General features: G+C 58.7%; 26 protein-coding genes. 12 read left to right on the top strand and 14 right to left on the bottom strand.

All coding sequences use genetic code 11. The features are described from left to right. Positions 1-98 precede the first annotated feature (98 nt). Together ACKUUJ_RS07810 and ACKUUJ_RS07805 are read left to right on the top strand one after the other, a co-directional pair. On the top strand, positions 99-1,625 hold the full coding sequence (locus ACKUUJ_RS07810) for a DNA repair protein (RefSeq protein WP_409065241.1): 1,527 nt from the start codon (positions 99-101) through the stop codon (positions 1,623-1,625). Continuing rightward, the gene (locus ACKUUJ_RS07805) at positions 1,618-2,043 is read left to right on the top strand and encodes a hypothetical protein (protein ID WP_368143600.1); all 426 of its coding nucleotides are present in this window, start codon (positions 1,618-1,620) and stop codon (positions 2,041-2,043) included. The genes ACKUUJ_RS07810 and ACKUUJ_RS07805 overlap by 8 nt, the downstream gene beginning before the upstream one ends. Here the strand turns inward: ACKUUJ_RS07805 and ACKUUJ_RS07800 are convergent. Together ACKUUJ_RS07800 and ACKUUJ_RS07795 are read right to left on the bottom strand one after the other, a co-directional pair. Further along, a complete protein-coding gene (locus tag ACKUUJ_RS07800) occupies positions 2,040-4,568 on the bottom strand; it encodes a hypothetical protein (RefSeq protein WP_409065223.1) in 2,529 nt (842 codons plus the stop codon). The genes ACKUUJ_RS07805 and ACKUUJ_RS07800 overlap by 4 nt on opposite strands. A gap of 273 nt (positions 4,569-4,841) precedes the next feature. Then, positions 4,842-5,225 carry a heavy-metal-associated domain-containing protein gene (locus tag ACKUUJ_RS07795; protein ID WP_409065222.1) on the bottom strand — a complete coding sequence of 128 codons (384 nt, stop codon included), beginning with the start codon at positions 5,223-5,225 and terminating at the stop codon, positions 4,842-4,844. Positions 5,226-5,401: 176 nt separating this feature from the next. Here ACKUUJ_RS07795 and ACKUUJ_RS07790 point away from each other — a divergent pair, with 176 nt between their 5' ends. Together ACKUUJ_RS07790 and ACKUUJ_RS07785 are read left to right on the top strand one after the other, a co-directional pair. Continuing rightward, positions 5,402-6,106 carry a DUF3793 family protein gene (locus ACKUUJ_RS07790; RefSeq protein ID WP_409065221.1) on the top strand — a complete coding sequence of 235 codons (705 nt, stop codon included), beginning with the start codon at positions 5,402-5,404 and terminating at the stop codon, positions 6,104-6,106. Between the two features lie 46 nt (positions 6,107-6,152). Then, positions 6,153-6,572 carry a flavodoxin gene (locus tag ACKUUJ_RS07785; protein ID WP_409065220.1) on the top strand — a complete coding sequence of 140 codons (420 nt, stop codon included), beginning with the start codon at positions 6,153-6,155 and terminating at the stop codon, positions 6,570-6,572. Positions 6,573-6,689: 117 nt separating this feature from the next. Here the strand turns inward: ACKUUJ_RS07785 and ACKUUJ_RS07780 are convergent, their stop codons facing one another. From ACKUUJ_RS07780 to ACKUUJ_RS07755, 6 genes are all read right to left on the bottom strand, one after another. Beyond that, positions 6,690-7,442, bottom strand: a complete 753-nt coding sequence (locus ACKUUJ_RS07780; protein ID WP_117786334.1) for an amino acid ABC transporter ATP-binding protein — start codon at positions 7,440-7,442, stop codon at positions 6,690-6,692. A 12-nt stretch (positions 7,443-7,454) separates the two neighbouring features. Then, entirely contained in the window at positions 7,455-8,816 is a 1,362-nt protein-coding gene (locus ACKUUJ_RS07775; protein ID WP_409065219.1) for an ABC transporter permease subunit, read from the bottom strand. Between the two features lie 118 nt (positions 8,817-8,934). Continuing rightward, the gene (locus ACKUUJ_RS07770; RefSeq protein WP_409065218.1) at positions 8,935-9,795 is read right to left on the bottom strand and encodes an ABC transporter substrate-binding protein; all 861 of its coding nucleotides are present in this window, start codon (positions 9,793-9,795) and stop codon (positions 8,935-8,937) included. A gap of 147 nt (positions 9,796-9,942) precedes the next feature. Continuing rightward, on the bottom strand, positions 9,943-10,809 hold the full coding sequence (locus ACKUUJ_RS07765) for a deoxyribonuclease IV (RefSeq protein ID WP_196025563.1): 867 nt from the start codon (positions 10,807-10,809) through the stop codon (positions 9,943-9,945). A gap of 166 nt (positions 10,810-10,975) precedes the next feature. Then, the gene (locus ACKUUJ_RS07760) at positions 10,976-11,995 is read right to left on the bottom strand and encodes a Gfo/Idh/MocA family protein (protein WP_409065217.1); all 1,020 of its coding nucleotides are present in this window, start codon (positions 11,993-11,995) and stop codon (positions 10,976-10,978) included. A 93-nt stretch (positions 11,996-12,088) separates the two neighbouring features. Beyond that, positions 12,089-13,276 (bottom strand): aldo/keto reductase, encoded by a 1,188-nt coding sequence (locus ACKUUJ_RS07755; RefSeq protein ID WP_409065216.1) that lies wholly within the window; start codon positions 13,274-13,276, stop codon positions 12,089-12,091. Between the two features lie 173 nt (positions 13,277-13,449). Between ACKUUJ_RS07755 and ACKUUJ_RS07750 the strand changes: the two genes are divergently transcribed. Then, entirely contained in the window at positions 13,450-13,635 is a 186-nt protein-coding gene (locus ACKUUJ_RS07750; RefSeq protein WP_409065215.1) for a hypothetical protein, read from the top strand. Positions 13,636-13,751: 116 nt separating this feature from the next. Continuing rightward, entirely contained in the window at positions 13,752-14,666 is a 915-nt protein-coding gene (locus tag ACKUUJ_RS07745) for a ketopantoate reductase family protein (RefSeq protein ID WP_409065214.1), read from the top strand. Positions 14,667-14,776: 110 nt separating this feature from the next. Here the strand turns inward: ACKUUJ_RS07745 and ACKUUJ_RS07740 are convergent, their stop codons facing one another. From ACKUUJ_RS07740 to ACKUUJ_RS07730, 3 genes are all read right to left on the bottom strand, one after another. After that, positions 14,777-14,983: a hypothetical protein gene (locus tag ACKUUJ_RS07740; protein ID WP_409065213.1), complete on the bottom strand. Its 207-nt coding sequence runs from the start codon at positions 14,981-14,983 to the stop codon at positions 14,777-14,779. A gap of 187 nt (positions 14,984-15,170) precedes the next feature. Then, positions 15,171-15,947 (bottom strand): hypothetical protein, encoded by a 777-nt coding sequence (locus ACKUUJ_RS07735; protein ID WP_117800401.1) that lies wholly within the window; start codon positions 15,945-15,947, stop codon positions 15,171-15,173. Between the two features lie 312 nt (positions 15,948-16,259). Further along, positions 16,260-17,570, bottom strand: coding sequence for an O-acetylhomoserine aminocarboxypropyltransferase/cysteine synthase family protein (locus ACKUUJ_RS07730; RefSeq protein ID WP_390449269.1), 1,311 nt, complete (start codon positions 17,568-17,570; stop codon positions 16,260-16,262). Positions 17,571-17,842: 272 nt separating this feature from the next. Here ACKUUJ_RS07730 and ACKUUJ_RS07725 point away from each other — a divergent pair, with 272 nt between their 5' ends. The 5 genes from ACKUUJ_RS07725 to ACKUUJ_RS07705 all read left to right on the top strand — a co-directional run bounded on the left by ACKUUJ_RS07725 (position 17,843) and on the right by ACKUUJ_RS07705 (position 21,358). Continuing rightward, a complete protein-coding gene (locus ACKUUJ_RS07725; protein ID WP_409065212.1) occupies positions 17,843-18,781 on the top strand; it encodes a LysR family transcriptional regulator in 939 nt (312 codons plus the stop codon). Positions 18,782-18,793: 12 nt separating this feature from the next. Further along, positions 18,794-19,330, top strand: coding sequence for a ribonuclease HI (gene rnhA, locus ACKUUJ_RS07720; protein ID WP_409065211.1), 537 nt, complete (start codon positions 18,794-18,796; stop codon positions 19,328-19,330). Positions 19,331-19,405: 75 nt separating this feature from the next. Beyond that, positions 19,406-20,512, top strand: coding sequence for a Gfo/Idh/MocA family protein (locus tag ACKUUJ_RS07715; RefSeq protein WP_409065210.1), 1,107 nt, complete (start codon positions 19,406-19,408; stop codon positions 20,510-20,512). 2 nt (positions 20,513-20,514) lie between these two features. Next, positions 20,515-20,916 (top strand): acylphosphatase, encoded by a 402-nt coding sequence (locus ACKUUJ_RS07710; RefSeq protein ID WP_409065209.1) that lies wholly within the window; start codon positions 20,515-20,517, stop codon positions 20,914-20,916. Positions 20,917-20,977: 61 nt separating this feature from the next. Then, positions 20,978-21,358 carry a Fur family transcriptional regulator gene (locus ACKUUJ_RS07705; RefSeq protein ID WP_409065208.1) on the top strand — a complete coding sequence of 127 codons (381 nt, stop codon included), beginning with the start codon at positions 20,978-20,980 and terminating at the stop codon, positions 21,356-21,358. Between the two features lie 14 nt (positions 21,359-21,372). On the opposite strand, the gene ACKUUJ_RS07700 is transcribed toward ACKUUJ_RS07705, so the two are convergent. From ACKUUJ_RS07700 to ACKUUJ_RS07690, 3 genes are all read right to left on the bottom strand, one after another. Next, positions 21,373-22,170: an HAD-IIB family hydrolase gene (locus tag ACKUUJ_RS07700; RefSeq protein ID WP_409065207.1), complete on the bottom strand. Its 798-nt coding sequence runs from the start codon at positions 22,168-22,170 to the stop codon at positions 21,373-21,375. 81 nt (positions 22,171-22,251) lie between these two features. Beyond that, the gene (locus tag ACKUUJ_RS07695) at positions 22,252-22,830 is read right to left on the bottom strand and encodes an urease accessory protein UreE (protein ID WP_409065206.1); all 579 of its coding nucleotides are present in this window, start codon (positions 22,828-22,830) and stop codon (positions 22,252-22,254) included. Between the two features lie 3 nt (positions 22,831-22,833). Next, complete coding sequence (locus ACKUUJ_RS07690) at positions 22,834-23,262, bottom strand: peptidylprolyl isomerase (RefSeq protein WP_195444484.1); 429 nt, start codon at positions 23,260-23,262, stop codon at positions 22,834-22,836. Between the two features lie 120 nt (positions 23,263-23,382). Between ACKUUJ_RS07690 and ACKUUJ_RS07685 the strand changes: the two genes are divergently transcribed. Further along, entirely contained in the window at positions 23,383-24,396 is a 1,014-nt protein-coding gene (locus ACKUUJ_RS07685; RefSeq protein ID WP_409065205.1) for a dipeptidase, read from the top strand. The last annotated feature ends 70 nt before the right edge of the window (positions 24,397-24,466 follow it).

Genomic DNA, 24,466 nt, shown 5'->3' with positions numbered 1-24,466 from the left:
AAACCCGATGCAGCCGAACGACCATACCTACCAAAAAGGGACAGGTTTTGACGATGTCCGGACGAGCGGGTATTATCGAACAAGTATTCGATAAGAACATGTGTTTGATGGGAGGACGCGTGGGACACGAGCGTCACACCTATATCTGCATCGACCTCAAGACGTTCTACGCCAGCGTCGAGTGCGTCGACCGCGGGCTCGACCCGCTCACCACCAACCTGGTCGTTGCCGACGAATCGCGCGGGCGCACGACCATCTGCCTTGCCATCACACAGGCCATGAAAGACCTCGGAATCCATAACCGCTGTCGCCTGTTCGAGATTCCCGACGGTATCGACTACATCAAGGCCGTACCGCGCATGCAGCACTACATGGAGGTGTCGGCGCAAATCTACGGTATCTATCTGGAATTCGTCAGCCCACAGGACGTGCACGTCTACTCCATCGACGAATGCTTTATCGACGTGACGCCCTATCTGGACCTCTATCACACCGACGCTGAAGGCTTCGCCTGCATGTTGCGCGACGAGGTCCTGGCGCGCACCGGCATCACGGCAACGGTTGGCATCGGCCCCAACCTATTCCAGGCCAAGGTGGCACTCGACATTACCGCCAAGCACGTACCCAGCCGCATCGGCATACTCGATGACGAGACCTTTCGCAAGGAGATCTGGCCCCATCGCCCCATCACCGACATCTGGGGCATTGGGCCCGGCGTGGCAGCACGACTCGAAAAATACGGCGTCTACGATCTGATGGGCGTCGCGGCGCTCGACGAAAACCTGCTCTACGACGAGCTCGGCGTCAATGCCGAGTATCTTATCGACCACGCCTTTGGGCGCGAGCCGACAACTATCTCCGATATTCAGGCCTATAGCCCGCAGGCAACCTCAACTACCACAGGACAGGTGCTCTCGAAAGGCTATGCCTATGAACAGGCCTACACCGTCTTGCGCGAGATGGTCGACAACGCTGTGCTGGACTTAGTCGATAAGCACGTGGTGTGCAACAGCATCTCGCTCTTTGTAGGCTACGCGAGCGAGCGCGCCGACATACGCCGCCTCGACGCCAGCGGCACAGCACAATATGTAGACGGATGCGGGCATTTGCGTTCGAGCACGTCGAGCATCGAACCCGCCGCAACCGACGGCCCCGAGCTCGCGCCCCGCGCGCCCAAGCCCGTCCAACGCGACGACGAACGCCGACGTTTGGTGCGAGAGGCACAGGCGATTGACGGCATCTTTGTGGGCGAACACGGCGGCAAGCCGCGTGGTGGCTATGCCGCGCTCTTTGCGCACTCCAACGCCTCGCGCAAGCTGCCCGAGCGCACCAATTCGTTTAAGAAGATCATGGGCTATTTCGATGAGCTCTGGGCGCAGACTGTCGATCCCAAACGACCGGTCAAGCGCATCAACCTGGGATTTGGCAACCTCATGCCCGAGGAATTTACCACTATCGACCTGTTCAGCGATGTTAAGGCCGATGAGCGCGAGCGCGACCTGGCGCGCGCCGTCCTGGCCGTGAAGGGCAAGTACGGCAAGAACGCGCTCGTCAAGGGATTAAGCTTCACCGCCGGCGCCACCGCACGCGAACGCAACGATCAGGTAGGAGGACATCGTGCCTAAGTCCCAACAACAGCCGATGCGGCCACCGACGCCTTTTGAACGTCTAGCGGACCCCGAGGGAAGACGTCGATCCGCCGACCCCAAGCTCACCGCCAACGGCGCCGTCCGCGCCGGCCGTGCCGCGCAGTTTATGCCCTTTGCCGCCCTCACGGGATACTACGAGCTCGTGCGCAAACAAGAGATCACTGTTGAGCCCAAATGCGAACTCACGGAAGAAAAAGCCCTCGAGCTTTCAAAAAAGCTCGAGGGCCTCAAACGCGGCGACCTGGTGCGCGTCACCTATTACGATATGTACGGCTATCGTAGCCGCACGGGCATTCTCGACGAAGTGTTACCCGCATTCAAGCTGCTCAAACTCAGGGATATCGCCATCAACTTCGACGATATCCAAGGCATCGAGCTGCGTGGTCGAGCCTAGCAACGAGAACGCTTGCGCAAGACGAGAGCAATGCCAAGCACTGCGGCAGCTGCAACCAGCAATCCCAAGACCAGCGTGAGGGTCGAGTCGCCAGCGTGAGGCAGCGAGCCGTCCTTCGGAGTCTTCTTAGTGGTCGTCGAAACGGTCATCGCGGTGCTGCTCGACTGGTCGTTGCCCCCCGTCTGGCTGCCACCAGGCTGATTGCCGCCACCCGGCTGCGAAGGATCGGTGGGTTTCGTCGGATCCGGAGTACCGGGATCAATCGGATTCTCCGAATTCTCCTTGCGCTGGATCCAAACCTGGCAACCATAGAACGGGTTGGCGGTACCAAGGCACAGACCCTGGTTGGTCACCGCAAAGGTGCGCAGACCATGGTTATACGGATCGTTAAAGCCGTTAGTCGTCAGCGTCGTAAAGTTCACGCCGTCCTCGGTCACATACATATCAAAGCCGCGCTCGGCATCGCGCAGGTAGTACATGCACGTAAGGACACTCTGCAACTTCTTGAGGTTCTCCGCACTCAGCAGCTTATCGAGCGCATCCTGAATATCACCCGGCAGCTCGGTGCCATAGGCATCCTCGTACTGCTGCTTCAGGCTCTCATAGCTATCGAGCATGTCCTGATACTGATCGGCAAAGGACTTGAAGTACGCAATCTCGCCATCGATCTTCTGGACATAAGCGGCATCGTCCTCAACGTCCTGGGACATCGTCGCGGCCTGATCGCAAAGGTCGCCCGCGGCATCCTCCAGCGCATCGCTCAGATCGCCAAAGCCCTTAGCAACCTCGGTCTTCTCGTCATCGACCTCGACGGCCTCAGCCTTCTCGTCATCGACCTCGACGGCCTCGTTTGAATCATCGTCCGCAAGCGTGTTCACGGGAACGATGGGGTCGTCAGGCGATTTCTTGTCGAGCAGGTGATTGAGCAGGTCCCTAAGGCGCTGAACCTGAGAGGCCCACTCCTCGGGCGTCATATCGATAATGTCACCATTAGAGAACTGGCCGATCGGCTCAAGCAGGCTCGCGGTATCAAAGGTACCGATATACAGCTTGCCGTCGAACTTCTGCATGCGCCAAATGTACTGGTTCTCGTTTCGGCCAAAGCCCGAAGTCAGGCCGGAAATACCGCCCTCGGGGAACATGTCGGTGCGATCGCCAACGACGAGCTCCATGTTCTCGTCCTTGTCCATGCGATAGATGTTGACCGACTGCTCAAGATTGGCATTCACAAACGAGCAGTCAACGCCGCCCATGCTGCTCTTGCCGCTCTCGTCAGAATTGGACTTATTAAAGAGAATGCGCTCGAGGGCGATCTCCTCGTCGTTATATTCACCGATATAGAGGTAGTCGTTGTAGACGATGAGGTTGGCAGCACCAGAACGGGTGCGGGCAGGATCGATGCCAAAGCAATACTTTGCACCGTCCGCCTCCTGGTCACCGACGATCGGAGTCCACGAATAGCTGCCGTCGGCGTTCTTGTCGCCACGGACCATGGCAAACGACTGCATGGAATTATCATCGGGGGCATTCTCGGGCGTACCGGTGCAGATGGTCGCATAGAGATGGCTATTGTACGAGACCATATCCCAAATGGCGCCGCCGTAGATGCTGTCCTGATAGCGAATCGCCGGATAGTTAAACAGCGTCTCCGAGTTGGCTATCTCGGTGAAGCTCTCCTGGCCCTTCGAGGGGTCAGACGACGTCAGGATTGTCGACACAAACTTACCGGCCGCGTCTTTACCCACGTTGCTGATGACGAGCTGGCCATCATGGACGCACATACCGCGGATACCGGTTGAGATGCCCTGCTTGTAGGCAGCGCCGTAATCCTGCATGCTCGAAAGACCCTGATAGACGACCTTGTACTCATCCGTCTTAGGATCGATCTCATATACAGCAGGCAGACCGCTTTTGCCGCCATTGGTCCTAACGCTGCCGCAGAAATAGAGTTTGCCCTTATAGCTCACGGCATTGCGGAACAAAGGAGCGACGCCGTTGAGCGAATCAGAGAGCAGCAGCTTGGTCTCACCGGTCTTGGTATTGATCTTGACCAAGATGCCGCCGCTGTCCTTGTCGGCCGTGCCGTCCTCCTTCTGCTGTCCATAGAAGAAGGTGCCGTTAAACATGGCCTCCAGCGTCAGGCGCATGGTCTCGGCATCAAAGGAATCGCCCAGCGTGCCGTTCATGAGCGTCAGCGTGTTGCCCATCGCCGCATAGCAGGTGCCCACATAAAGCCAGTCACCATAGCTCGCAGCCGCCCAAGTGTAGCTCTGGCCGCGATCGCCTTCATTGTTGGCCGTGTTACCATCGGCGCCCGGAACGGCAACGGCACCGTTACCCTGGTAGTCGACGATGCCATCCGGCTGCGACGTTCCTACCGTAGGATGCGAGAGCTTCTCAAAGGAATACCCATTTCCCGCATTGTAGGTAACGGCACCCGAAGCATCTTCGGCGTGCGCCGGCAGCGGCGATACCAAGATAGCGGCAAGCGCTGCCACCAAGCCAAGTGTTCCCACTCGTCTCATAAGGCTATAACCTCCCCTGTCCTAAAGCCCAGCTTTAGCATTCTTCATTTCTGTCCACGGTTAATTGCAATCTGAGCACAGCAATAATCATCGTATAAATATACACCTGTAATTTTTTGGACGGGTTAATAGATGCTCGATTGGTAGCGAATTCCGCGCAAACCGTCACCAAACTCCACTTTTGCCGCATCTAAAGGTTATTTTTTGCGCAAACTTTTGGATGCCGATAGTCACAATGAGCAGGAGTCCGGTATCCACCGGAGAGGGCAACGCCTACATTTTCATAACGTAATAGCCCGCGCCCCTCACCGCCGTCTCGAGTGTGTCGCGATCAACCGGGAGCTTCGAGCGTACGCGTGCTGTGTGGTCCGCGTACGTTACCGTTGCCCACACGCCGTCCAGCGCATTGAGGGCATTGGCTACATTCTGAGCGCAGCCGTCACAGCTCATGCCGCCGATAAGCAGCTCATCGCAATAGGGGTAGTGAGACTCGACAGTGTCTGCCACCACAACCCTCTTGGCTTTCTTTCCGCTTGCGCCATCACTGCAGCAACTCTTCCCATGCGTCGACGCCGCAATACGGCGCAGCCCAAAGAACATACCAATAGCAATCACGCCCAGCACGATGATATTTGCTGGGTTGAGCAAGTCGCTCATACGCTCCCCTTCCTTACGATCCATTTCAGAGATACCCCCGTGGGGTGTCCCATCTTACTCCAAACTCATGTCAGTTCAGTCAATTAGTTTCCCTCTTCAAACTTTTTAGTTGACCTAGGCTTACTTTCGTGTATAAGTTTTCCTAGGCTAACAAATGAGGACTCGAAAGGGGCAACGTGACTCGAACCATTGACATCCCAACATATCAAACGGCTGTCGTACGCAACTGCTCCCCTACGCTCGCAGGTATCAAGCCGGCTTCGCTCTTTACCTATCCCGGCGTTTACGCCAACCAAAACGGAAAACTCGGCGTCGCTCAAATCGAAGAGCGACGCTCTTGCCTGCTCGCCGTCATAGCCCAATGCAACCGCGAGGTCCAATCGCTCGGAATCCATATGAGCGTTTTGGTCTGGCGCCCCTGCGGAGCGCTCATCTATGTGTGCCGCCCTGCGAACCTCATGCGATATCTCTCCGACCCCCGCGCCGCGACGGCGCTTGCCGCGGAAGGCTACGACGTCCGCGACCTGCCCGCGTCCCTTATGCATCTCGCTGCGCGCATCACGCTGGCAAGCAGCAATGCCGCAGAAAGCGCCTATGACGGCAACGTGTGCACGCTCGCGCGGAATAGACACTGCGATACGGGTTGCACCTGTGAGTTCCCGCACGAAATAGGCTACTTCCTGGGGTACCCCTACGACGACGTATACGAGTTCATCGCCCAACATGGCGAGAACTACAAGATTTTTGGAGCCTGGAAGGTCTATACGAATGTCGAGCAGGCGCTTGCGACGTTTGATGCGTACCGAGCCTGCACCCAACACCTCACCTTTATCTATCAGCAGGGCTGCAGCTTGGCGCAACTTGCCCAGGCGACCCGATAGAACGCACAAACCGCGGCCGCACGCCGCACAACCGAAAGGACTCAACATGAGCAAGATCGCCGTCGTCTATTGGAGCGGCACAGGCAATACCGAGGCCATGGCAAACTTTGTCGCCGAAGGCACCACGTCCGCGGGCGCCGAGGCCGAAGTCATCTCCTGCGCCGATTTCTCTGCCGACAAGATCGCCGGCTATGATGCCTTCGCCTTCGGCTGCCCCGCCATGGGCTCCGAGGAGCTCGAGTACGATGAGTTCCAGCCGATGTGGGACGAAGTCAAGGAGACCCTCGGCGATAAGAAGGTCGTCCTCTTTGGCTCCTATTCGTGGGCCGAGGGCGAGTGGATGGACAACTGGAAGGCCGACGCCGACGAGGCAGGCGTCAACGTGGTCGATTCCGTCATCTGCTACGATGCACCCGACGATGAGGGCGAGGCGGCCTGCCGCGCCCTTGGAGCCGAGCTCGTCTAGCGGCAATGAGCTCCGCCCGTAACACGCTCTGCACCAAAACACATTCGCGTCCCAACAAAAACGGGAGCCGGATCACATCCGGCTCCCGTTTTCTGCTATGTCAGTCATATAAAGCGGCTACGAGATATTGCCCAAAAACGCCTTGGTGCGTTCGCTCTTGGGATGGTCGAAGACCTCGCTCGGCGTACCCTCTTCCACGATAACGCCACCGTCCATAAAGACGACGCGGTCGGCGACGTCGCGGGCAAAGCCCATCTCGTGCGTCACCACAATCATGGTCATACCGTCACGTGCCAGGTCGCGCATGACGCCCAATACATCGCGGACGAGCTCGGGGTCAAGCGCCGACGTGGCCTCGTCAAAGAGCATGACGTGAGGGTTCATCGACAGGGCGCGAGCGATGGCCACGCGCTGCTGTTGACCGCCCGAAAGCTGACTCGGCATAAAATCGATGCGCTCGGCCAGGCCGACCTTGGTCAGCTCCTCGACGGCAATCTTCTCGGCCTCTTCCTTGCTGCGCTTGAGCACCTTTTGCTGCGCAAGCATGACGTTCTTTTTGACCGACAGGTGCGGGAATAGATTGAACTGCTGAAACACCATGCCCAAGTGCGTGCGTACCTTATTGAGGTCGACGCCCTTGGCACACACATCCACGCCCTCAACGACAATCGAGCCGCTCGTAGGTTGCTCCAGACGATTGATGCAGCGAAGCATCGTCGACTTACCCGAGCCCGAGGGACCTAGGACTACGACGACCTCGCCCTTATGCACATCAAGATCGATGTCGCGCAGGACCACGTTGTCGCCAAAGGCCTTCTGGAGATTCTTGATGCTGACAACGACCTCGTTCGAGTTATTGGTTTCGCTCATGATAGAACCTCCTTACAGGCCGGCGATATGATCGGCGGGCGTCGCGACAACCTGTCCGGCGCTCTTGGCGGGACGCTTCTTTTTGGTTTCGGCCGTCCCCAGAAGCCTCGCCTCAAGACCGCTCACCAAGCGCGCAAGCGGCAGTGTAATGACCAGATAGAACAGGGCGGCAACCACATACGGCGTAATGGAACCCGTCGTGGCCACGATGGTGCGGGCGTTCATGACGATCTCGACCACACCAACGGCGGCTAGCAGTGACGTGTCCTTGTAGAGCAGGATGAACTCACTGGTCAACGTAGGCAGAACATTGCGGAACGTCTGCGGAATCATAACGTAGAGCAGTGTCTGGAAGGCATTCATGCCCAGAGAGCGAGCAGCCTCATTTTGGCCCTTGGGGATCGATTGAATACCGGCACGGAAGATCTCACACAGGTACGCAGACGAGTTCATGGCCATGACGATAACGCCCAAGACATAGTCGTCCACCTTGACGCCGGCCAACGGCAGACCAAAGAACGCGATATAGATCTGCAGGAACGCCGGCGTACCGCGGATGATATTCACATAGATGCCGGCAAGGCAACGCAGAATGCGCGACTTGGAGATGCGCATGAGCGACAAGGCAAAGGCAAAGGGAATTGCCAGCGGAAACGCCACGAGCACGATCGAGAGCGACATAAGGAAGCCTTTGAAGACGATCGGCAGGCTCTGGACCAAAATGACCGGGTTCAGGAACAGACGAAGGAACATGTTGGAATTCCATGCCTCGACCCACGGCTGCTCTTTAAGATCGGCCAGGAAGTTATCGAATGCCGTCACGCCCTTAATCTCCACCGACGGAATCTTGGAGATCTTCTTGGTCGAGCCATCGGCCAAAGTGTAGGTGCCGCTAAAGGCCTCATCGCCACCCTCGACGGGGAAGGTCACGCCGTAAACCTCGACACGGAAAAAGCCGCCGGCAGGCGCCGTCTCGCCAAAGTCAATCTTGAGCGTCTGGCCGTCAGCCTTGCACGTGGGCTTCATGGGCGTACGATCCATGAGGTCCTCGCCCGAGAGCATCGTCAATCGCGTGTCATCGGTACCAAACGTCGTGCCGTCGACAAACGTCAGCGAAAGACCGCTCAGCTCCTCATCGGCATCGGCCTGGACCTCCCAGGTAATGCGCGTCTCGGTACCGCCGACCACAGCGCTGCCCGAACCGGTGTTGGGTCGGGCGGTAATCTTTGCGGTCTCAAGCGCCTGGGCGGTCGTAGGCGCATATGCCCCCGCGCACACCAGCGCGAGCGCCACGGCCATGACGCAGACTAGCTTTTGGAGCAAGGCGGGCAGTGGAAAACGCTGCTCCGCGGCCCCTTTGTTCAGTCGAGACAAGGTGGCTCCTATCGTAGAAGTTGCCGGCAAAACGAGACGGAAATGCTCTCCGTCAAGAGAAGCGCAAAGGCCCTCTCCGCCAAAACGGAAAGGGCCCGCGCGCAATCAAGTAGCTATTTTACTTGATGTTGTACTTAGCCATGAGGGCGTCGACGGTACCGTCGTCGGTCAGGTCCTTGATGGCCTGGTTGATATCGTCCTTGAGCTTGGTGTTGCCCTGGTTGATGGCGATGGCGTACTCCTCGCCGGTGCTGATCTGCTTAATGGTCTGGCAGGTGTTGAACTGCTCGGCGGTCAGCTGGCTGGCAACGGAGCGGTTGGTGACTACGGCGTCGCCCTTATCGGACTGCAGGGCGCTGAAGCACTCGGTGGCGTCCTTGTAGGGGACAATCTTGGCCTTGGGGAAGTTCTCCTGGGCAAAGGACTCGGCGGTCGAGCCAGACTGGACGATGATGGTAGCGTCGGCGTTGTTGAGCTTCTCGCTGTAGTTATCGGCCGTGATGTCGGTGTTATCGACCTTGGTCACGATAGCCTGATCGTCCATGTAGTAGGAATCGGAGAAAGTGACTTCCTTCTCACGCTCGGGCGTGTCGGTGATAGCCGCGATGGAGACGTCATACTTGGCGCCCGAAGCGACGCCCGGAACCAGCGTGTCAAAGTCGTTATTGACGTACTCGACATCCAGGCCCAACTTGTCGCCGATAGCCTTGATGAGCTCAAGGTCAAAGCCCTGATAATCGCCGTTGTCATCCTTGTACTCAAACGGAGCGTACTCGGCAGAGGTGCCGACGGTCAGCGTACCGTCCTTGACGAGCGCGTACTCCTTGGAGCCGTCGACCTTCTCGACCTTAGCGTCGTCAGAGCTGCTGGAGCCGGCATCAGAACCAGAGGTGGCGTTGGACGAGCCGCAACCCGTCAGTGCGAGGGCGAGCGCCATGGCGCCCGTGGCGGCAAATGCGCCAAGCTTCTTGATCTTCATAATCAGTCTCCTTCCGGTGACCCCGTTTGATTCAGAGGTCTGCAAAAACTGTTGGCTATTATGCACCCGTAAGTGCGAATCTGCAATTAGAAAACTGATTGAAACAAACCCATAACGTGAATGGAGCACTCCACTTTATGACAGTCATTACTGCTGCAACGACCTTAACAGTTTGATTTCAGCCGCATAACCTGCAAGTTCGTTCGGTGTCTCCAAAATAAACGGCAGCGAACGCAAGCGACCATTCGATACAATATTCTGCATAACCTGCATACCGCCGCCAAACTCTTCACTACCCAGGTAGCCCTTGCCGATGCACTCGTGGCGATCCTTATGGGCGCCGCAGGGATTCTTGGAGTCATTGATATGCACGGCGCGCAAGCGCTCGATACCCACCACACCATCGAACTCGTCGAGTACGCCGTCCAGATCATGGATGATGTCGTAGCCAGCATCGCTCACATGGCAGGTGTCCAGACACACGCCCAGCTTGTCCGATAGCTCTGGGCGTCTGGCAGCTACACCCTCGATAATGCGCGCCAGCTCTTCAAAGCTACGGCCCACCTCGGTACCCTTTCCCGCCATGGTCTCGAGCAGCACCGTCGTCTGCTGGCCCTCAAACATCACCTGGCACAGGGTGTCGACGATCATCTGAATGCCGGCATCAGTCCCCTGCCCCACATGCGCGCCGGGGTGGAAGTTGTAATAGTTGCCGGGCAGTGCTTCCAGACGCTGCAAGTCCTCGGCCATTGCCTCCAGGGCAAACTCGCGCGCCCGCTCTTTGGCAGAACAGGGATTGTAGGTATAGGGGGCATGAGCCACGAGTGGGCCAAAATCATTTTGCGCCATAAGGTCACGCAGGGCCGCCACATCATCCATGTCAAGGTCTTTCGCCTTGCCGCCGCGCGGGTTGCGCGTAAAGAATGCAAAGGTATCGGCGCCAATGGATAGCGCCGTCTCCCCCATTGCCCGATAGCCCTTCGTCGTCGAAAGATGACACCCAATCGTCAGCATCTCCAGCTCCCCCTCATCAGTTGCGGTGGAATAGTTCCTGTCGATGCCTTATTCTGCCGCAAACAGGAACTATTCCACCGCAACTTATAAAAGGGGCATCAGAGATGCTGGCCACCAAGCACCACGGTCGCCGGCGTCATGATCCCCTACGTGCCAGCGCCAAGTCCTAGAGGGCTAGACGGATTGCATCGATAATACGCGCGCAGCGCTGTGTGGCGGTAAGGGACATAACGGGACTCTCGAGTTTCCCCGCCCGGATGAGCTGGGTCGCATGCTGGATTTCGCCGTAGAAATCATCGACCTCAAACGGGGCATTTATTTCGAGCATTCGTCCATCGGAGTACTTCACATGGGCGAGCTCGGGGCGATGGAGACGCTCGATTTCCAACGAGCCCCGCTCACAGGCAATCGTTAAGCGGCTTTCATATGCTGCTTTGCCGTCGCACGCCATATGAATGGGTATACCGCCGACACTCATATGGATCTCATCGGCCCAATCCACGCGGCCGCCCGATACGCCACGCCAGCGAACTTCACGAGACGAAACCTCGCACGCGCCCGCGAGTAAATCCTCAAACCAACCGACCGCATAGCAGCCCATGTCATATAGACAGCCGCCCTGCAACGGATCAAGCAGATAGCCCGAAGGAGACTCGCCGTAATCGAGTTTTTGCACGCTTTCGATCGAGACGATGCGGCCGAGGTCGCCCGACGCAAGCAAGTCCTTCACGCGAGCATGCATCGGACAAAACCGATTTTTCATCGCCTCCATAAACGGCACACCGCACTCGCGGGAAACGGAGGTGATCGCACGGGCCTCTTCTTCATTCAAAACGGCCGGCTTTTCGCACAGCACGGCCTTTCCCGCGCGCAGCGCCCGACAGACCCAATGCGCATGCATGCCATGTGGAAGAGCCAAGTAGATTGCGTCGACATCGGGGTCGGCAATCAGCGTATCATAAGCCGCATCGCCGCTATCGTCAGCCGTGGCATAACTGTGCGCGGCATCAATCGAAAACGCACTGCAAAACTCCTCAACATGCGAAGGAGTGCGACCGGCGGCAGCCACAAGCCGTGCCCCGTCCACCTCCTTGAGCGACGCTGCAAATCGATGCGAAATGTTCCCAGCGCCCAAAACGCCCCAACGAACCTCACGTAAATCATCACATGAATCCCGATGGCCCACGACAGCCCCCTTCAGTTGCGGTGGAATAGTTCCTGCTTGGCCCCTATTCTGCCGCAAACAAGAACTATTCCACCGCAAGTTATAAAAGGGGCATCAGGAGCGCGTTTTGCAAAAGGCTTTAAGCGCGGCCGTTACGGGGCCAGGCTGGAAACGTCGGCGCACATCATCGAGACGCTCGGGAATATCGATGTGCTGTGGGCAGTGACGTGCGCATTTACCGCACTTGACGCAATTGCTCACCAGCTTGGGCTCGTTCGTCCGCACCGCGCTCGCCGTAAAGTATTGAGACAGCCCCGTAAACCAACTATGCGCGTAGCTCGCGTTGTAGGCACCAAAGCAGCCGGGAATATTGATGCCCTTGGGGCACGGCATGCAGTAGCCGCACCCCGTACAGGGCACGCGATTCGATTTCTCAAACTCTCCCAGCACACGTGCGATGGTATCGAGCTGCTCTGTCGTCATCGAATCCGGCAGTGCGCGATCCGCCAATGCCGCGTTCTCGTCCACCTGCGCGGTATCGGTCATGCCCGAAAGCAGCATCGTGACTTGAGGATGGTTCCATACCCACGAAAGACCCCAAGCAGCCGGCGTCTTCAGGTACGGATCGCGTACGCCATCGAGCACGGCGCGGGCCCGCGGAGGCAGCTTGCCCGCCAGGCGTCCACCCAAAAGCGGTTCCATCACAAACACCGCGAGCCCGCGCTCGGCCGCTGCCATGAGTCCCGCCGTTCCCGCTTGATAGCGCTCTCCAGCGTAGTTGTACTGGATCTGGCAAAAGTCCCAGTCATACGCGTCAAGCATCGTGAGGAAATCCGCCGCGCCGCCGTGATACGAAAAACCAATCTGGCGAATACGCCCCGCAGCCTTTTGACGCGCGATCCAGTCCTCGATGCCCAACGCCACCACACGTTCCCACTGGGCGGGCGAGGTGATGTTGTGCATGAGGTAGTAGTCGATATGGTCAGTCCGCAAACGGCGCAGCTGCTCGTCGAAGAACCGATCGAAATCCTCCGCGCATTTGCACGAAGCATGTGGCAGCTTGGTCGCGAGCAAAACCTGGTCGCGTAGGCCTAGGCGCTCAAGCGAAGCGCCCACGCAAGCCTCGTTGCCGGGATAGAGATAGGCCGTATCCAGATAATTAATCCCCTGCTCCACCGCACGAGAAATAATCGCATCGGCTGTCTTCGCATCCGGATGTCCCGGCGCACCGGGAAACCTCATGCAGCCCAGACCCAGAGCAGATATTCGGTTACCGCTTTTGGGGTCAACGCGGTATTGCACGGACCCTCCCTTCGCCATCAGCGCCCCGACAAGGCGAAACCCAACGGTCACGCCATCGAAACACATTGGAATCGCAATCGAGAACGTATCGTAACGCAGCAGAAATCGAGCTGTCACGGCACCGCTTTAACATCAGCAAAAAGTCCGATGAAAGGAGGAGAGCGTGACCACGCGTGAGGACACCTACCCCCTACCCCGGCGAGCAGTACATCCTCTCGGTCGACCGCTATCAGATCGAGGTCATGGACCATCTGGACGAGCTTCCCGCCACAGGCGCTGTCATCTTCTGCACCTTCCCCAAGGTGCGCGATGGCGTCGGATACCCTGCGCGCGTTTTTGCGGTCTGTCCCGCGGCATAAGTTCCCATGAGTTTGTTCTTCTAAATTCCGCCTCCGGTGCACGCCACATGCTCCAGCGGCATACAATCCACCAGGCGCCCCTCATGCGGGCGCCTTTTAGTGGGGAGATGATTCACATGCAGATCAACAAGGTCGCCTTTATCGGCAAGGGCGGCGTCGGCCTGCTCTACGGCAGCATGATTGCCACGGCCCTCGGCAATGACGCCGTCGAATACGTTATGGATGACGCCCGTTTTGAGCGTCACGTGGGCGATGCGCTCACCGTCAACGGCAAGCCCTGTGCGCTCAAGTCCATCCGCGCCAGTGAGGCAACGCCCGCCGATCTGGTCATTCTCACGGTCAAGACGACGGGACTCAACCAAGCGCTCAAGACTATGGAGCGCGTCGTGGGGCCCAACACGCTCATCGCCTCGCTGTGCAACGGCATTACGAGCGAGCAAAAGATTGCCGAGCGCTTTGGCTGGAAGCATACCGTTCTTGGTATTTGCCAAGGCATGGACGCCGTGTTCCTCAACGGAGAGCTCACCTTTACCAATGCGGGCGAAATCCGCTTTGGCGCGGCGGCCGGTACGGACCCCGCAGCCATCACCGCCATCGACGAGCTCTACACACGCTGCGGCATCGCCCATACCGTCGAGAGCGACATTGCACACCGCATGTGGGCCAAACTCATGCTCAACGACGGCATCAACCAGACCTGTATGGCCTACGGCGGGACCTACGGAAGCGCCACGGAGCCGGGCTCCGAGCAGCGTCGCTGCTTTGTTTCCGCCATGCGCGAAACGCTTGCGGTCGCCAACGCCGAGGGCATTGAGCTGACCGAGGCAGACCTGACGCAGATGGTGCACCTCATCGAGGGAATCGACCCCGCCGGTATGCCCTCGATGGCTCAAGACCGCGTCGCAAGGCGCAAAACCGAGGTTGATGAGTTCGCGGGCACCATCTGCCGCCTCGCAGCCAAACACGATATCCAGGTGCCGCAAAACGATTGGCTCTATCGACGCATCCGCGATATCGAGAAAAGCTGGTAGCGCCAACGCACCGCATTCAACAGCCTTAACAGCAAAGCCGCCGCAAGGAAACCGTTCCCCCTGCGGCGGCTTTCATCTTCGTCTATGACCAGCGGCCAATCTCACAACAGTTAGCGTTGCGACTCCGGCACCTCGTCCTCGTCATCGCGGCAAAGCAGCACGCCGGCGCTTCCCAGCAGCGCCACTGCGATCAGCGCGCCAACCACGATTGGAGTAGCCCCGCATGCCCCCTGCATGCCCGCAACGAGCGCGGCCGTAGGACCAAGGCAGCCAAGCACCAATGCGACGGCGGCAACGGCGATATCTCGAGCGTTCACAAGACCACTTCCTCCAAGAGAAAGACCTTAATTCTCAAGAACCAGTGTGCCCCGCGCCCATATGCGCGGCGTACTGCCACGGTAAGCGCTCTGTTAGCTCAAGCATGCACAAAAAACGGACGCCCTTACGTTGCCCAAAGGCTCGGTAAAGACGCCCGCCCGTCATGTCCTATTGGCTTATAGCAGATTACCAACCGGTATAGTAGTCGGTGGTTCCGGCTGCGCAGCCGGAGTCATAGACCTTGCACTCGCCCTTGGAACCGGTAAACGTGGAGCCCTGAGCCTTATCGCCCGCGGCAACGACGTAGTAACCATCGGAATCGCGCCAAAAGCCCTCGGAATCCTGAGTCCACTCGCCCGTGCGGTGATGGTAGAGCACGTTGCTGCTGTAATAGGTCTCACGACGACCGTTATAGTTATTGACGCCGCTCGAGCGCGTCAGGCCCGAGCCGTTCGCGTAATACGCAGCAGACGCGTAAGACGAGCCGGAGCCGGCGTTGTAATACAAAGCCTGAACGGCCTCAGCGGCCTCGGCTTCGGCGGCCGCAGCCTCGAGCGCCTCACGCTTGGCATCCTCAAGCGTCGTGCGCAGCTCATCGAGCTCGGTCGATTTGGCGTCGACCTCCTCCATCGTCAAAAGACCGCCCGCACCATCGATACAACCTTGCAGTACAGCGCGCTCGTCATCGGTGGCATAGTCACCGTACATGTTCATGATGATCTGGGCGCGGACCTCCAGGGAATCGCGCTTGGCCCCCATAGAGGCGTTCCACTCCTGCATGGAGCCAAAGCCGTCGCCGCGATAGTCGACGGGCTGCATCAGCGTCGCCTCGGACGGCGTGGATCCGACCGTGTCGGACAGTGTTGCCGCGTGGGCATCGGTTGCGCCGGCGCCCGCTAAAAGTGCCACGGTCAGAGCGGCGGAAAGGGCGGCGGCTTTCGGTTTTCGTGAATCAATCCTCATGTAGCTGGAAACCTCCGTAGTGCGTTTTTGCTGCGTTTGAGCTGCGTGTGATTCGATCGCGCTGCATAGTACCCCGAGCAAATCGCGACCTGCGGTTTTTCTCAAAAGGTGCACGTCATTTGCGTAAAACTCACATCCTCTCAACAGGAGTTTTCCACATCTCGATTGCATAAAGCATGTCAAAAACCCTGTAATAGCGCCCTTCCTATGCAAAAAAGGCGCCTGCGCAACCATTGCTTGCGCAGGCGCCTTGAGCAGGCATTTTATGCAGTTATACCTATCGAGTCGCAAGGGGTCCTTGCACAAGTCGCCCTACTCGTCCAGTGCGGCAAAGGCCTGCTTCAGGTCCCAAATGATGTCCTCAGCGTTCTCGGTACCGATGGAAAGACGGATCGTGGAGGGCGTGATGTTCTGCTCGGCGAGCTCCTCGGCAGAGAGCTGGGAGTGCGTAGTCGTAGCCGGGTGCACGACGAGCGACTTGACGTCGGCCACGTTGGCGAGCAGCGAGAACACCTGCAAGTGGTCGATGAACTTCCATGCAGCCTCCTGGCCGCCCTTAATCTCAAAGGTAAAGATCGAGGCACCACCGTTGGGGAAATACTGCTTGTAGAGCTCATGGTCGGGGTGCTCAGGCAGGCTCGGGTGGTTCACCTTGGCGACGTGGCTGTCACAAGCCAGGAACTCAACGACCTTCTTGGTGTTCTCGACATGGCGGTCGACGCGCAGCGACAGGGTCTCGGTGCCCTGGAGCAGGATCCAGGCGTTAAACGGGCTAATGCAAGCGCCCTCGTCACGCAGCAGGATGGCGCGGACATAGGTCGCGAAGGCGGCAGGGCCGGCAGCCTCGGCAAACGAGACGCCATGATAGGAGGGATTGGGCTCGGCGATCTGCGCATACTTGCCACTCGCCTTCCAATCGAAGTTACCGCCGTCGACGATCACACCGCCCAGCGAGGTGCCGTGGCCGCCGATAAACTTGGTTGCGGAGTGGACGACGATGTTGGCACCATGCTCCAGCGGACGGAACAGATACGGGGTGCCGAAGGTGTTGTCGACGACAACCGGCAGACCATGCTTCTTGGCGATCTCGGAGATGGCGTCGATGTTGGGGATGTCGGAGTTGGGGTTACCGAGCGTCTCGAGATAGATGACCGTGGTGTTGTCCTTGATGGCGCCCTCGACCTCGTCCAGGTTATGGGCATCGACGAAGGTGGTCTCGACACCAAACTGGGAGAGCGTGTGCTCCAGCAGGTTGTAGGAACCGCCGTAGATGGTCTTCTGGGCGACCACGTGGTCACCAGCCTGGGCAAGTGCCTGCAGGGTATAGGTGATGGCAGCGGCACCGGAGGCGACGGCAAGACCGGCCACGCCACCCTCGAGCGCGGCGATACGGTCCTCGAAGACGCCCTGGGTGGAGTTGGTCAGACGGCCGTAGATGTTACCGGCGTCGGCAAGACCAAAGCGGTCGGCGGCGTGCTGGGAGTTGCGGAACACATAGCTCGTGGTCTGGTAGATAGGCACGGCACGGGAGTCGGATGCAGGATCGGCGCTCTCCTGGCCAACGTGCAGCTGCAGGGTATCGAAACCAAAGGTGTGCTCGGGGTTGTTGATAAACTGGCTCATGATGATCTCCTTGATCGAACAAAAGTAATAAGAGTAAGAGAAGTAAGTCGCTGTCTCCTGATCACGCCGACGGGCGCAAACAGGAGCCCGGCATTCGTCTTGGTAAGCAATTCATATGCGGGCCTCCTTTCGCATCCCTGTTCCGTGGTCGGCTTAATTACCTACTGCCTTTGTGTGTTTTGAATAGTACGAGCATTGTTTCCCTCGGTCAATCACTTAAAAGCGCTAATCTGTTATCTGTTTTATAGATAGCAATCGAGAGGATGGCGTCGATGACCCTTCAGCAGCTTCGTTTTCTGATTGCCGTGGCAGAGTCCGGCTCAATCAACGCTGCAGCTCAGCGCCTCTATACCGCTCAGTCCAACATCTCAAACGCCGTCAAAAGCCTGGAACAGGAGCTCCATCTGGAGATCTTTACGCGCTCCAGCCGCGGCGTCACGCTCACCAACGACGGCACCGAGCTTTTGGGCTATGCGCGCCAGGTCGTAGAGCAGGCCGACATGCTCGAGGCACGCTACGAGGACGGCGGCACACCCCAGGCGCGCCTTGCCGTCTCGGCCCAGCACTACGCGTTTTCGGTTGAGGCCTTTGTCAACGTCGTCGAGCGCTGCCGCGACAGTAAGTTTGAGTTCATCATGCGCGAGACCACCACCTCGCAGATCATCGACGACGTCCGCGCATTTCGCAGCGATATCGGCATTCTGTACCTGGATGACTTTAACGCCCGCGTTCTGCAGAAGGCCTTCGCCGATGCCCGCGCAAGCTTCCATCCCCTCTTCGACGCGACGGTCCACGTCTTCGTTAGCGAACGCCACCCGCTCGCACGCCGCCCTCAGCTGTCCCTTGCCGACCTCACGCCCTATACGCGCTACAGCTTTGAGCAGGGAACCTCAAACTCCTTCTATTACGCCGAGGAACCTTTTAGCTATATCCCTTGCGACCGCAACATACGAATCTCGGACCGCGGAACACTTACTAACTTACTTATCACGTCGAACGGTTACACCCTGTCGACCGGTGTCCTTTCCAATGAAATGCAGTGGGGTATGGCATCGATCCCGTTAGCAGACGCCCCAACGATGCACGTAGGATATATCATGCACGACGAGCGCAAGCCCTCTCCTCTCTTGCGGCAATACCTCGACGAGCTCAACCGCATCATCCATGCCGACCAGCTGTCGGAAGACGGGGTAGAAATCGTAGATTGCTAGCCCGCGGCGGGCATGGCGCTACAATGGTCACTCACACGAAGCGTACCCAACGAAAGGAACCATGTGAAGGTCATCATCTATACCGACGGCTCGGCCCGATCAAATCCGGGACGCGGCGGCTACGGCGCCGTGCTCAAGTACACCAACCCCGCCGGCAAGACCTTCACCTCCGAGCTTTCGCGCGGCTACGCCAAGACCACTAACAACCGCATGGAGCTCATGGCGGTCATCGTGGCGCTCGAGGCACTTAACCGCCCCTGCGAGGTCGAGGTCCATTCCGATTCGCAATACGTCGTCAACGCCTTCAACAAGCACTGGATCGACGGCTGGAAAAAGCGCGGGTGGAAAACTGCCAACAAGCAGCCCGTCAAGAACCGCGACCTGTGGGAGCGTCTGCTTGCCGCAAAGAGCAAGCATAAGGTGGAGTTCATCTGGGTTAAGGGGCATGCCGGCCACGAGCTCAATGAGCGCTGCGACGAGCTCGCCACCACCGCGGCCGACGGAGCCAACCTCGATATCGACGCCGGCTTTAGCGAGAGCGACCTGTAACGGCGTTTTCGCACGCCATTTCTTGCCCTCTCGCGCTACACTCATCCTGTAAACCGAACGGCACGAGGGGGATACATGCTGCGTATAGCGACCATCGGCACATCCATGATTACCAACGACTTTATCCAGGTCGTCAACGCCAACGACCAAGCTGCGTTTGTGGGTACGCTCTCGCGCGATGCCGATCGCGGTACCGCCTTTACCGCCGAGCGCGGTGGCGAGCGAAACTTCACCGCGCTTGACGAGCTTGCGTCCGCCGACGACGTCGACGCCGTCTACATCGGCAGTCCCAATGCGCTCCACTACGAGCAAGCGCTCGCCTGCATCGCCGGTGGCAAGCATGTCATCGTCGAGAAGCCCTTCTGCGCCACCGAAGCGCAGGCGTTGGAAGTCTTCCGCGCTGCCGAGGCAGCAGGTGTCGTGGCCCTCGAGGCCATGCGTCCCCTCCACGATCCCGCCTTCCACGCCATCGAGGATGCCCTGGGCGAGATCGCCCCCATCCGTCGCGCCTCATTGCGCTTTGGCAAGTATTCTTCGCGCTACAACGAAGTTCTCGCGGGGCGCGCCACCAATATCTTCGACTGCAATATGGCATCGGGTTCCCTCATGGACATTGGCGTCTACGCCGTCGAGCCCATGGTCGAGATTTTCGGCATGCCCTCCGGCCTTACGAGCATGACTACTCTGCTCGACCCCACCACGCGACAGCTCACGCACGGCCCCATCGATGGCTGCGGTTCCATCCTCGCCAGCTACGGCGGTGGCCGTATCTCCGTCGAGCTCGCGCACTCCAAAATTACGAATGACCTGCTGCCCTCGCAGATCGAAGGCGAGCGTGGCACTATCCAGATTGACCATCTGTCCACGCCCCGCAACGTCCGCATCGACTATCGCGGCGACGTCGTACGCGGCTCGGCGACCGAGGCACCGCGCGAACAGGGCGACAACGGCCGCGTGCTCGACCTGCCCAAATCGAGCAACACTATGGAATACGAACTCACAGACTTTATCACCGCTATCGACGGCGTTCATCACGTTAAAGATGAGATTTGGGAAACACCGGCTGGGCGCCATGAGCTTGGCCACTATCGCGATGTCACGCTTGTCTCACTGCGCATCATGGATGCCGTGCGTCAGCAGGCCGGCATTACCTTCCCCGCCGATTCAGTCAAGCAGGCCTAGCGATGGGCTTTTTTGACAAGTTCTTCTCCGGCGGCAGTCGAGAGCCTCAAAAACCATCAAACGTTGAGCTCGAGCTGCGCCGCAGGCTTACTGTGCTCGCAAGCGACGAGGCCACTCAAGACACCCCCCTGCGCTACTTCCTGCGCTGGGCGGGGCAAGTCCAGGGCGTTGGTTTTCGCTTTACCAACACCAACCTCGCGCAGGCACGCGCACTCACCGGCTGGGTGTGTAACATGGAAGACGGTTCGGTCGAAATGGAGGTACAAGGCGCGCCCGCGGATATCCTGTCTCACCTCGAAGCGCTCCATGCCTCCTATGAGCGCATGGGAACGCGCTTTCGCCTCGTAGACGCCCAAGTCCGAGCCCCACTTGCCAATGAAGACGGTTTCAGTCCTCATTATTAGTATTGTGTGCTAAATACGGTATCATTTACCTACGACCGTTGATAGAAAAGAGGCGAGGCGCATGGCGATGCAAAGAAGAAACACCAAGCAGCGGAAGCTGGTTCTTGATGCCGTGCGCCAAAGCTACAACCATCCCACCGCCGATGAGATCTACAACGCCGTGCGCGAACAGGACGACAGAATCAGCCGCGGTACGGTCTACCGCAACCTCAATCTCTTGGCCGATGCCGGGGAGATTCTCTCGATCAAGACGCCGGGCGGCAGCCGCTTCGATCGCACCGTCGAGCCGCATGCGCATATTATCTGCACCTCGTGCAACCGCGTCATCGATGTGCCGCTCCCCTTCGACGCCCGGCTCGATGCCAAGGCGTCCGAGCAAATCGGTTGGAACGTCACCTCGCACTACACCATCTTCGAGGGCCTCTGCCCCAACTGTAGGTAGATTTTGGGACATGCCTACTCGGCAAGCAGGCGACGCAGTTCTTCTTCGACCGTGTGCACATAGCGGACGCGGTCATTAATGCCGCGCATGCTGGGATTGCAGCTTTCCATCAGATAGGGATGGCCCACCACGTTGAGCATGTCGCGGTCGTTTTCGTTATCGCCAAACGCCATCATCTCATCGGGCGAAATTCCCAGGGCACGACCGTAATCGGCAAGCGCGGACCCCTTGCCCGAATCAAAGCCGATAAAGTCGGTCCATTCGGTTCCCGACGTCATCACATCGACCCGGTCGCTAAAGCGACGCACAAAATACTCCAGCGCCGCCGGCTGCTCTGTCTCGGGCGTTTGAAACGCAATCTTAATGACATCCTCGTCAATGTCCTCGGGACGGTCGACCACCGCCACATCGCAATGGACCTCGTAACGCAAATGGTCGACGAACGCATCGTTGCCGCTTATGGTGTAGAGGTGCCCCTCGCAGGAAAGGGTTACATCGGCATGGGGGTAGGCGACTACGGCATTCGCGATATCCATCGCCAGGTCACGCCCCATAGAGCGCTTGACAACGGCACGCCCCTCGCTCATGACCAGGGCGCCGTTTTCGCACACATAGACAAGCTCGTCTGCCACCGGGGCAAACAGGTAGCGCAAACTCGCATATTGACGGCCACTCGCCGGCATAAACACAATGCCGCGACGGTGCAGCTCGTCGATGAGCTCAAATGCCTCGGGGCGTGGCTCGCGCTCCCCCGGATGCAGCAACGTGCCATCCAAATCGCAGGCGATCAGCTTGATTCCCTCAAGACCCATATGTTCCCCCAAAGCATCCCATCAACAGCAAGACGGACTTTGAATAGTTGCCTCTCAAAGTCCGTCTTACGCATACGCACGTTAGCCGCGCGCCTTCTTTACGATCGTAAAGTCTGGAGCCATACTCACAACAACATCCGCCGTGCTCGATGCAAAGCGTCGACTGGCATCGAGCTCGCGTGTGACCACCGAGAGCCGAACGCCCTCGATGCCCCGGAGCATGCGACCCAAAACCGGTTGCACCGGCGTATACATGCGCACGGTATGCTCGTCCGAGTCACCCCGGAAGAGCGGCGCGTGCATATTGCCGATCTCCCAGCACGCATGCGCGAGCGCAATCGGATCCATGCGGTCGACTTCGACCAAATAGACCTCGGCACTGCGCAGGCGCACGACAACCACTACGGGCACCGTGCCCGTGCGGTCGATAGCGAGCACGTCGCCGTCGGCAAGGCGTTCGCCATCAGCGGCATCCAGCCGGACATTCACCGTGCGCCCCAGCTCCGTCACGCCCACAAACGTGCGCGTATCAGCCTGGTCCCAATCGAGTAGCAGCTCGTCAACCTCAAAAATGCCACCCATCTCCCGACGAAGCAGGAGTTCATAGGACGGGTCGTTGAGATTTCCCAAGCGCTCCGTAGCTACCAGGTCCCCGGACATCAACTAGTCCTCGACCTCGACGAGCTCGATATCAAAGTTGAGATCCTTGCCGGCGAGCTCGTGATTGGCGTCAAGCGTCACGGCCTCGGGCGTCACGTCGATGACGACGGCGGGGACAGGCATGCCGCTCGGCGTGGACAGGAAGAGCTTCATGCCCTTCTCGATCTGCTCGATGTTGGGAACCTGCTCGGCCGGGAAGGTGATAACCATCTCGGGATTGTGCTCACCGTAGGCATCGGCCGCAGGAATGTGTACGGACTTCTTCTCGCCCACCTGCATATCGATAACGGCGGCGTCGAAGCCCTTGATCATCTGACCGGCACCGCAGGTGAACTCCAGCGGCTCGCCGCGATCGTAGGAGCTATCGAACTGCGTGCCGTCGTCGAGCGTGCCACGATAATGGGTCTTGACCTTCTTGCCCTGGTTGGACATGGTAACCTCCGTAATAAGGGCGGCGCACAACGCGGGCCGCCGTGAACATATGGCGCTAACTATACCCTAGTCATACAATTCAAAGACAGTTTGCAAAGAAACGCTGCAACCGGAGGAACCATGGCATATCCCGTATTTGACTTACATTGCGACACTGCCGACCGCATCGGCTGGACCACGCTCGATCTCGACCTGCGCTTTACCGCGGGCACCGACGGCTATTTCCCCGGCGACGAGACGCATCCGCAGGATTTCGACCTTATCGAGGGCAACGCCTGCGCCATCTCGCTCGCAAAGATCGGCAAAACTCCTTGGGCACAGTGCTTCGCCACGTTTGTCCCCGACGAGATTCCCACCGCCCACGCCGCGCGCTTCCAGGCGCAAATCATGGCGCATATGAGCGGCCAGGCCATGCTCAACCACGACCGCATGGTCAATGTGCGCAGCGCCGCAGACATTCGCCCCGCGCTCAAAGACGGCAAGGTCGCCTGCATCCACACCATCGAAAACGCCACGTTCTTTGCCGAGGACCCCGCGCTGATCGAGGTACTCAAGAGCCTGGGCGTACTCATGTCATCGCTCAGCTGGAACGCGCAGGGACCGCTCGCGAGCGGCCACGACACCCACGCCGGCCTCACCGCCGCTGGCATCGAGGCGCTTACGCAGATGGAGCACGCCGGCATGGTGCTCGACGTCTCCCACCTCAACGATGAGTGCTTTGACGAGGTTGTCGCCCACGCCACGCGCCCCTTCGTCGCCAGCCACTCCAACTCCCGTGCGGTTTGCGGCGTCAAACGCAACCTCACCGACGACCAGTTCCGCACCATTCGCGACATGGGCGGCATCGTCGGCCTCAACTACTGCAGCGAGTTCCTTTCCAACGACGCAACCGACAAGACCGCCGCAGACGTCACCTTCGACCAGCTGGCGGCACATATCGAGCATTGGCTCGACCTGGGCGGCGAAAATGTCATCGCGCTCGGCGGCGACTGGGACGGCGCCACGGTACCCGCTTTCCTCTCCGATGCCAGCATGATGCCCGAGTTCCAGAACATGCTCTCCAAGCACTTTGGCAAGACCGTGATGCAAAAGCTCTGCAGCGACAACGCGCTTGCCTTCTTTGAGCGTTATTAATTTCACATCCCTTGAGCGGGCCGGCATGTCAAGCGATCGACATGCCGGCCCATCCCCAATCTGAAGGATC

The organism is Collinsella sp. wc0583 (genome assembly GCF_046116915.1).
Lineage (GTDB): Bacteria > Actinomycetota > Coriobacteriia > Coriobacteriales > Coriobacteriaceae > Collinsella.
This window is presented reverse-complemented; position numbering and strand designations above follow the sequence as displayed.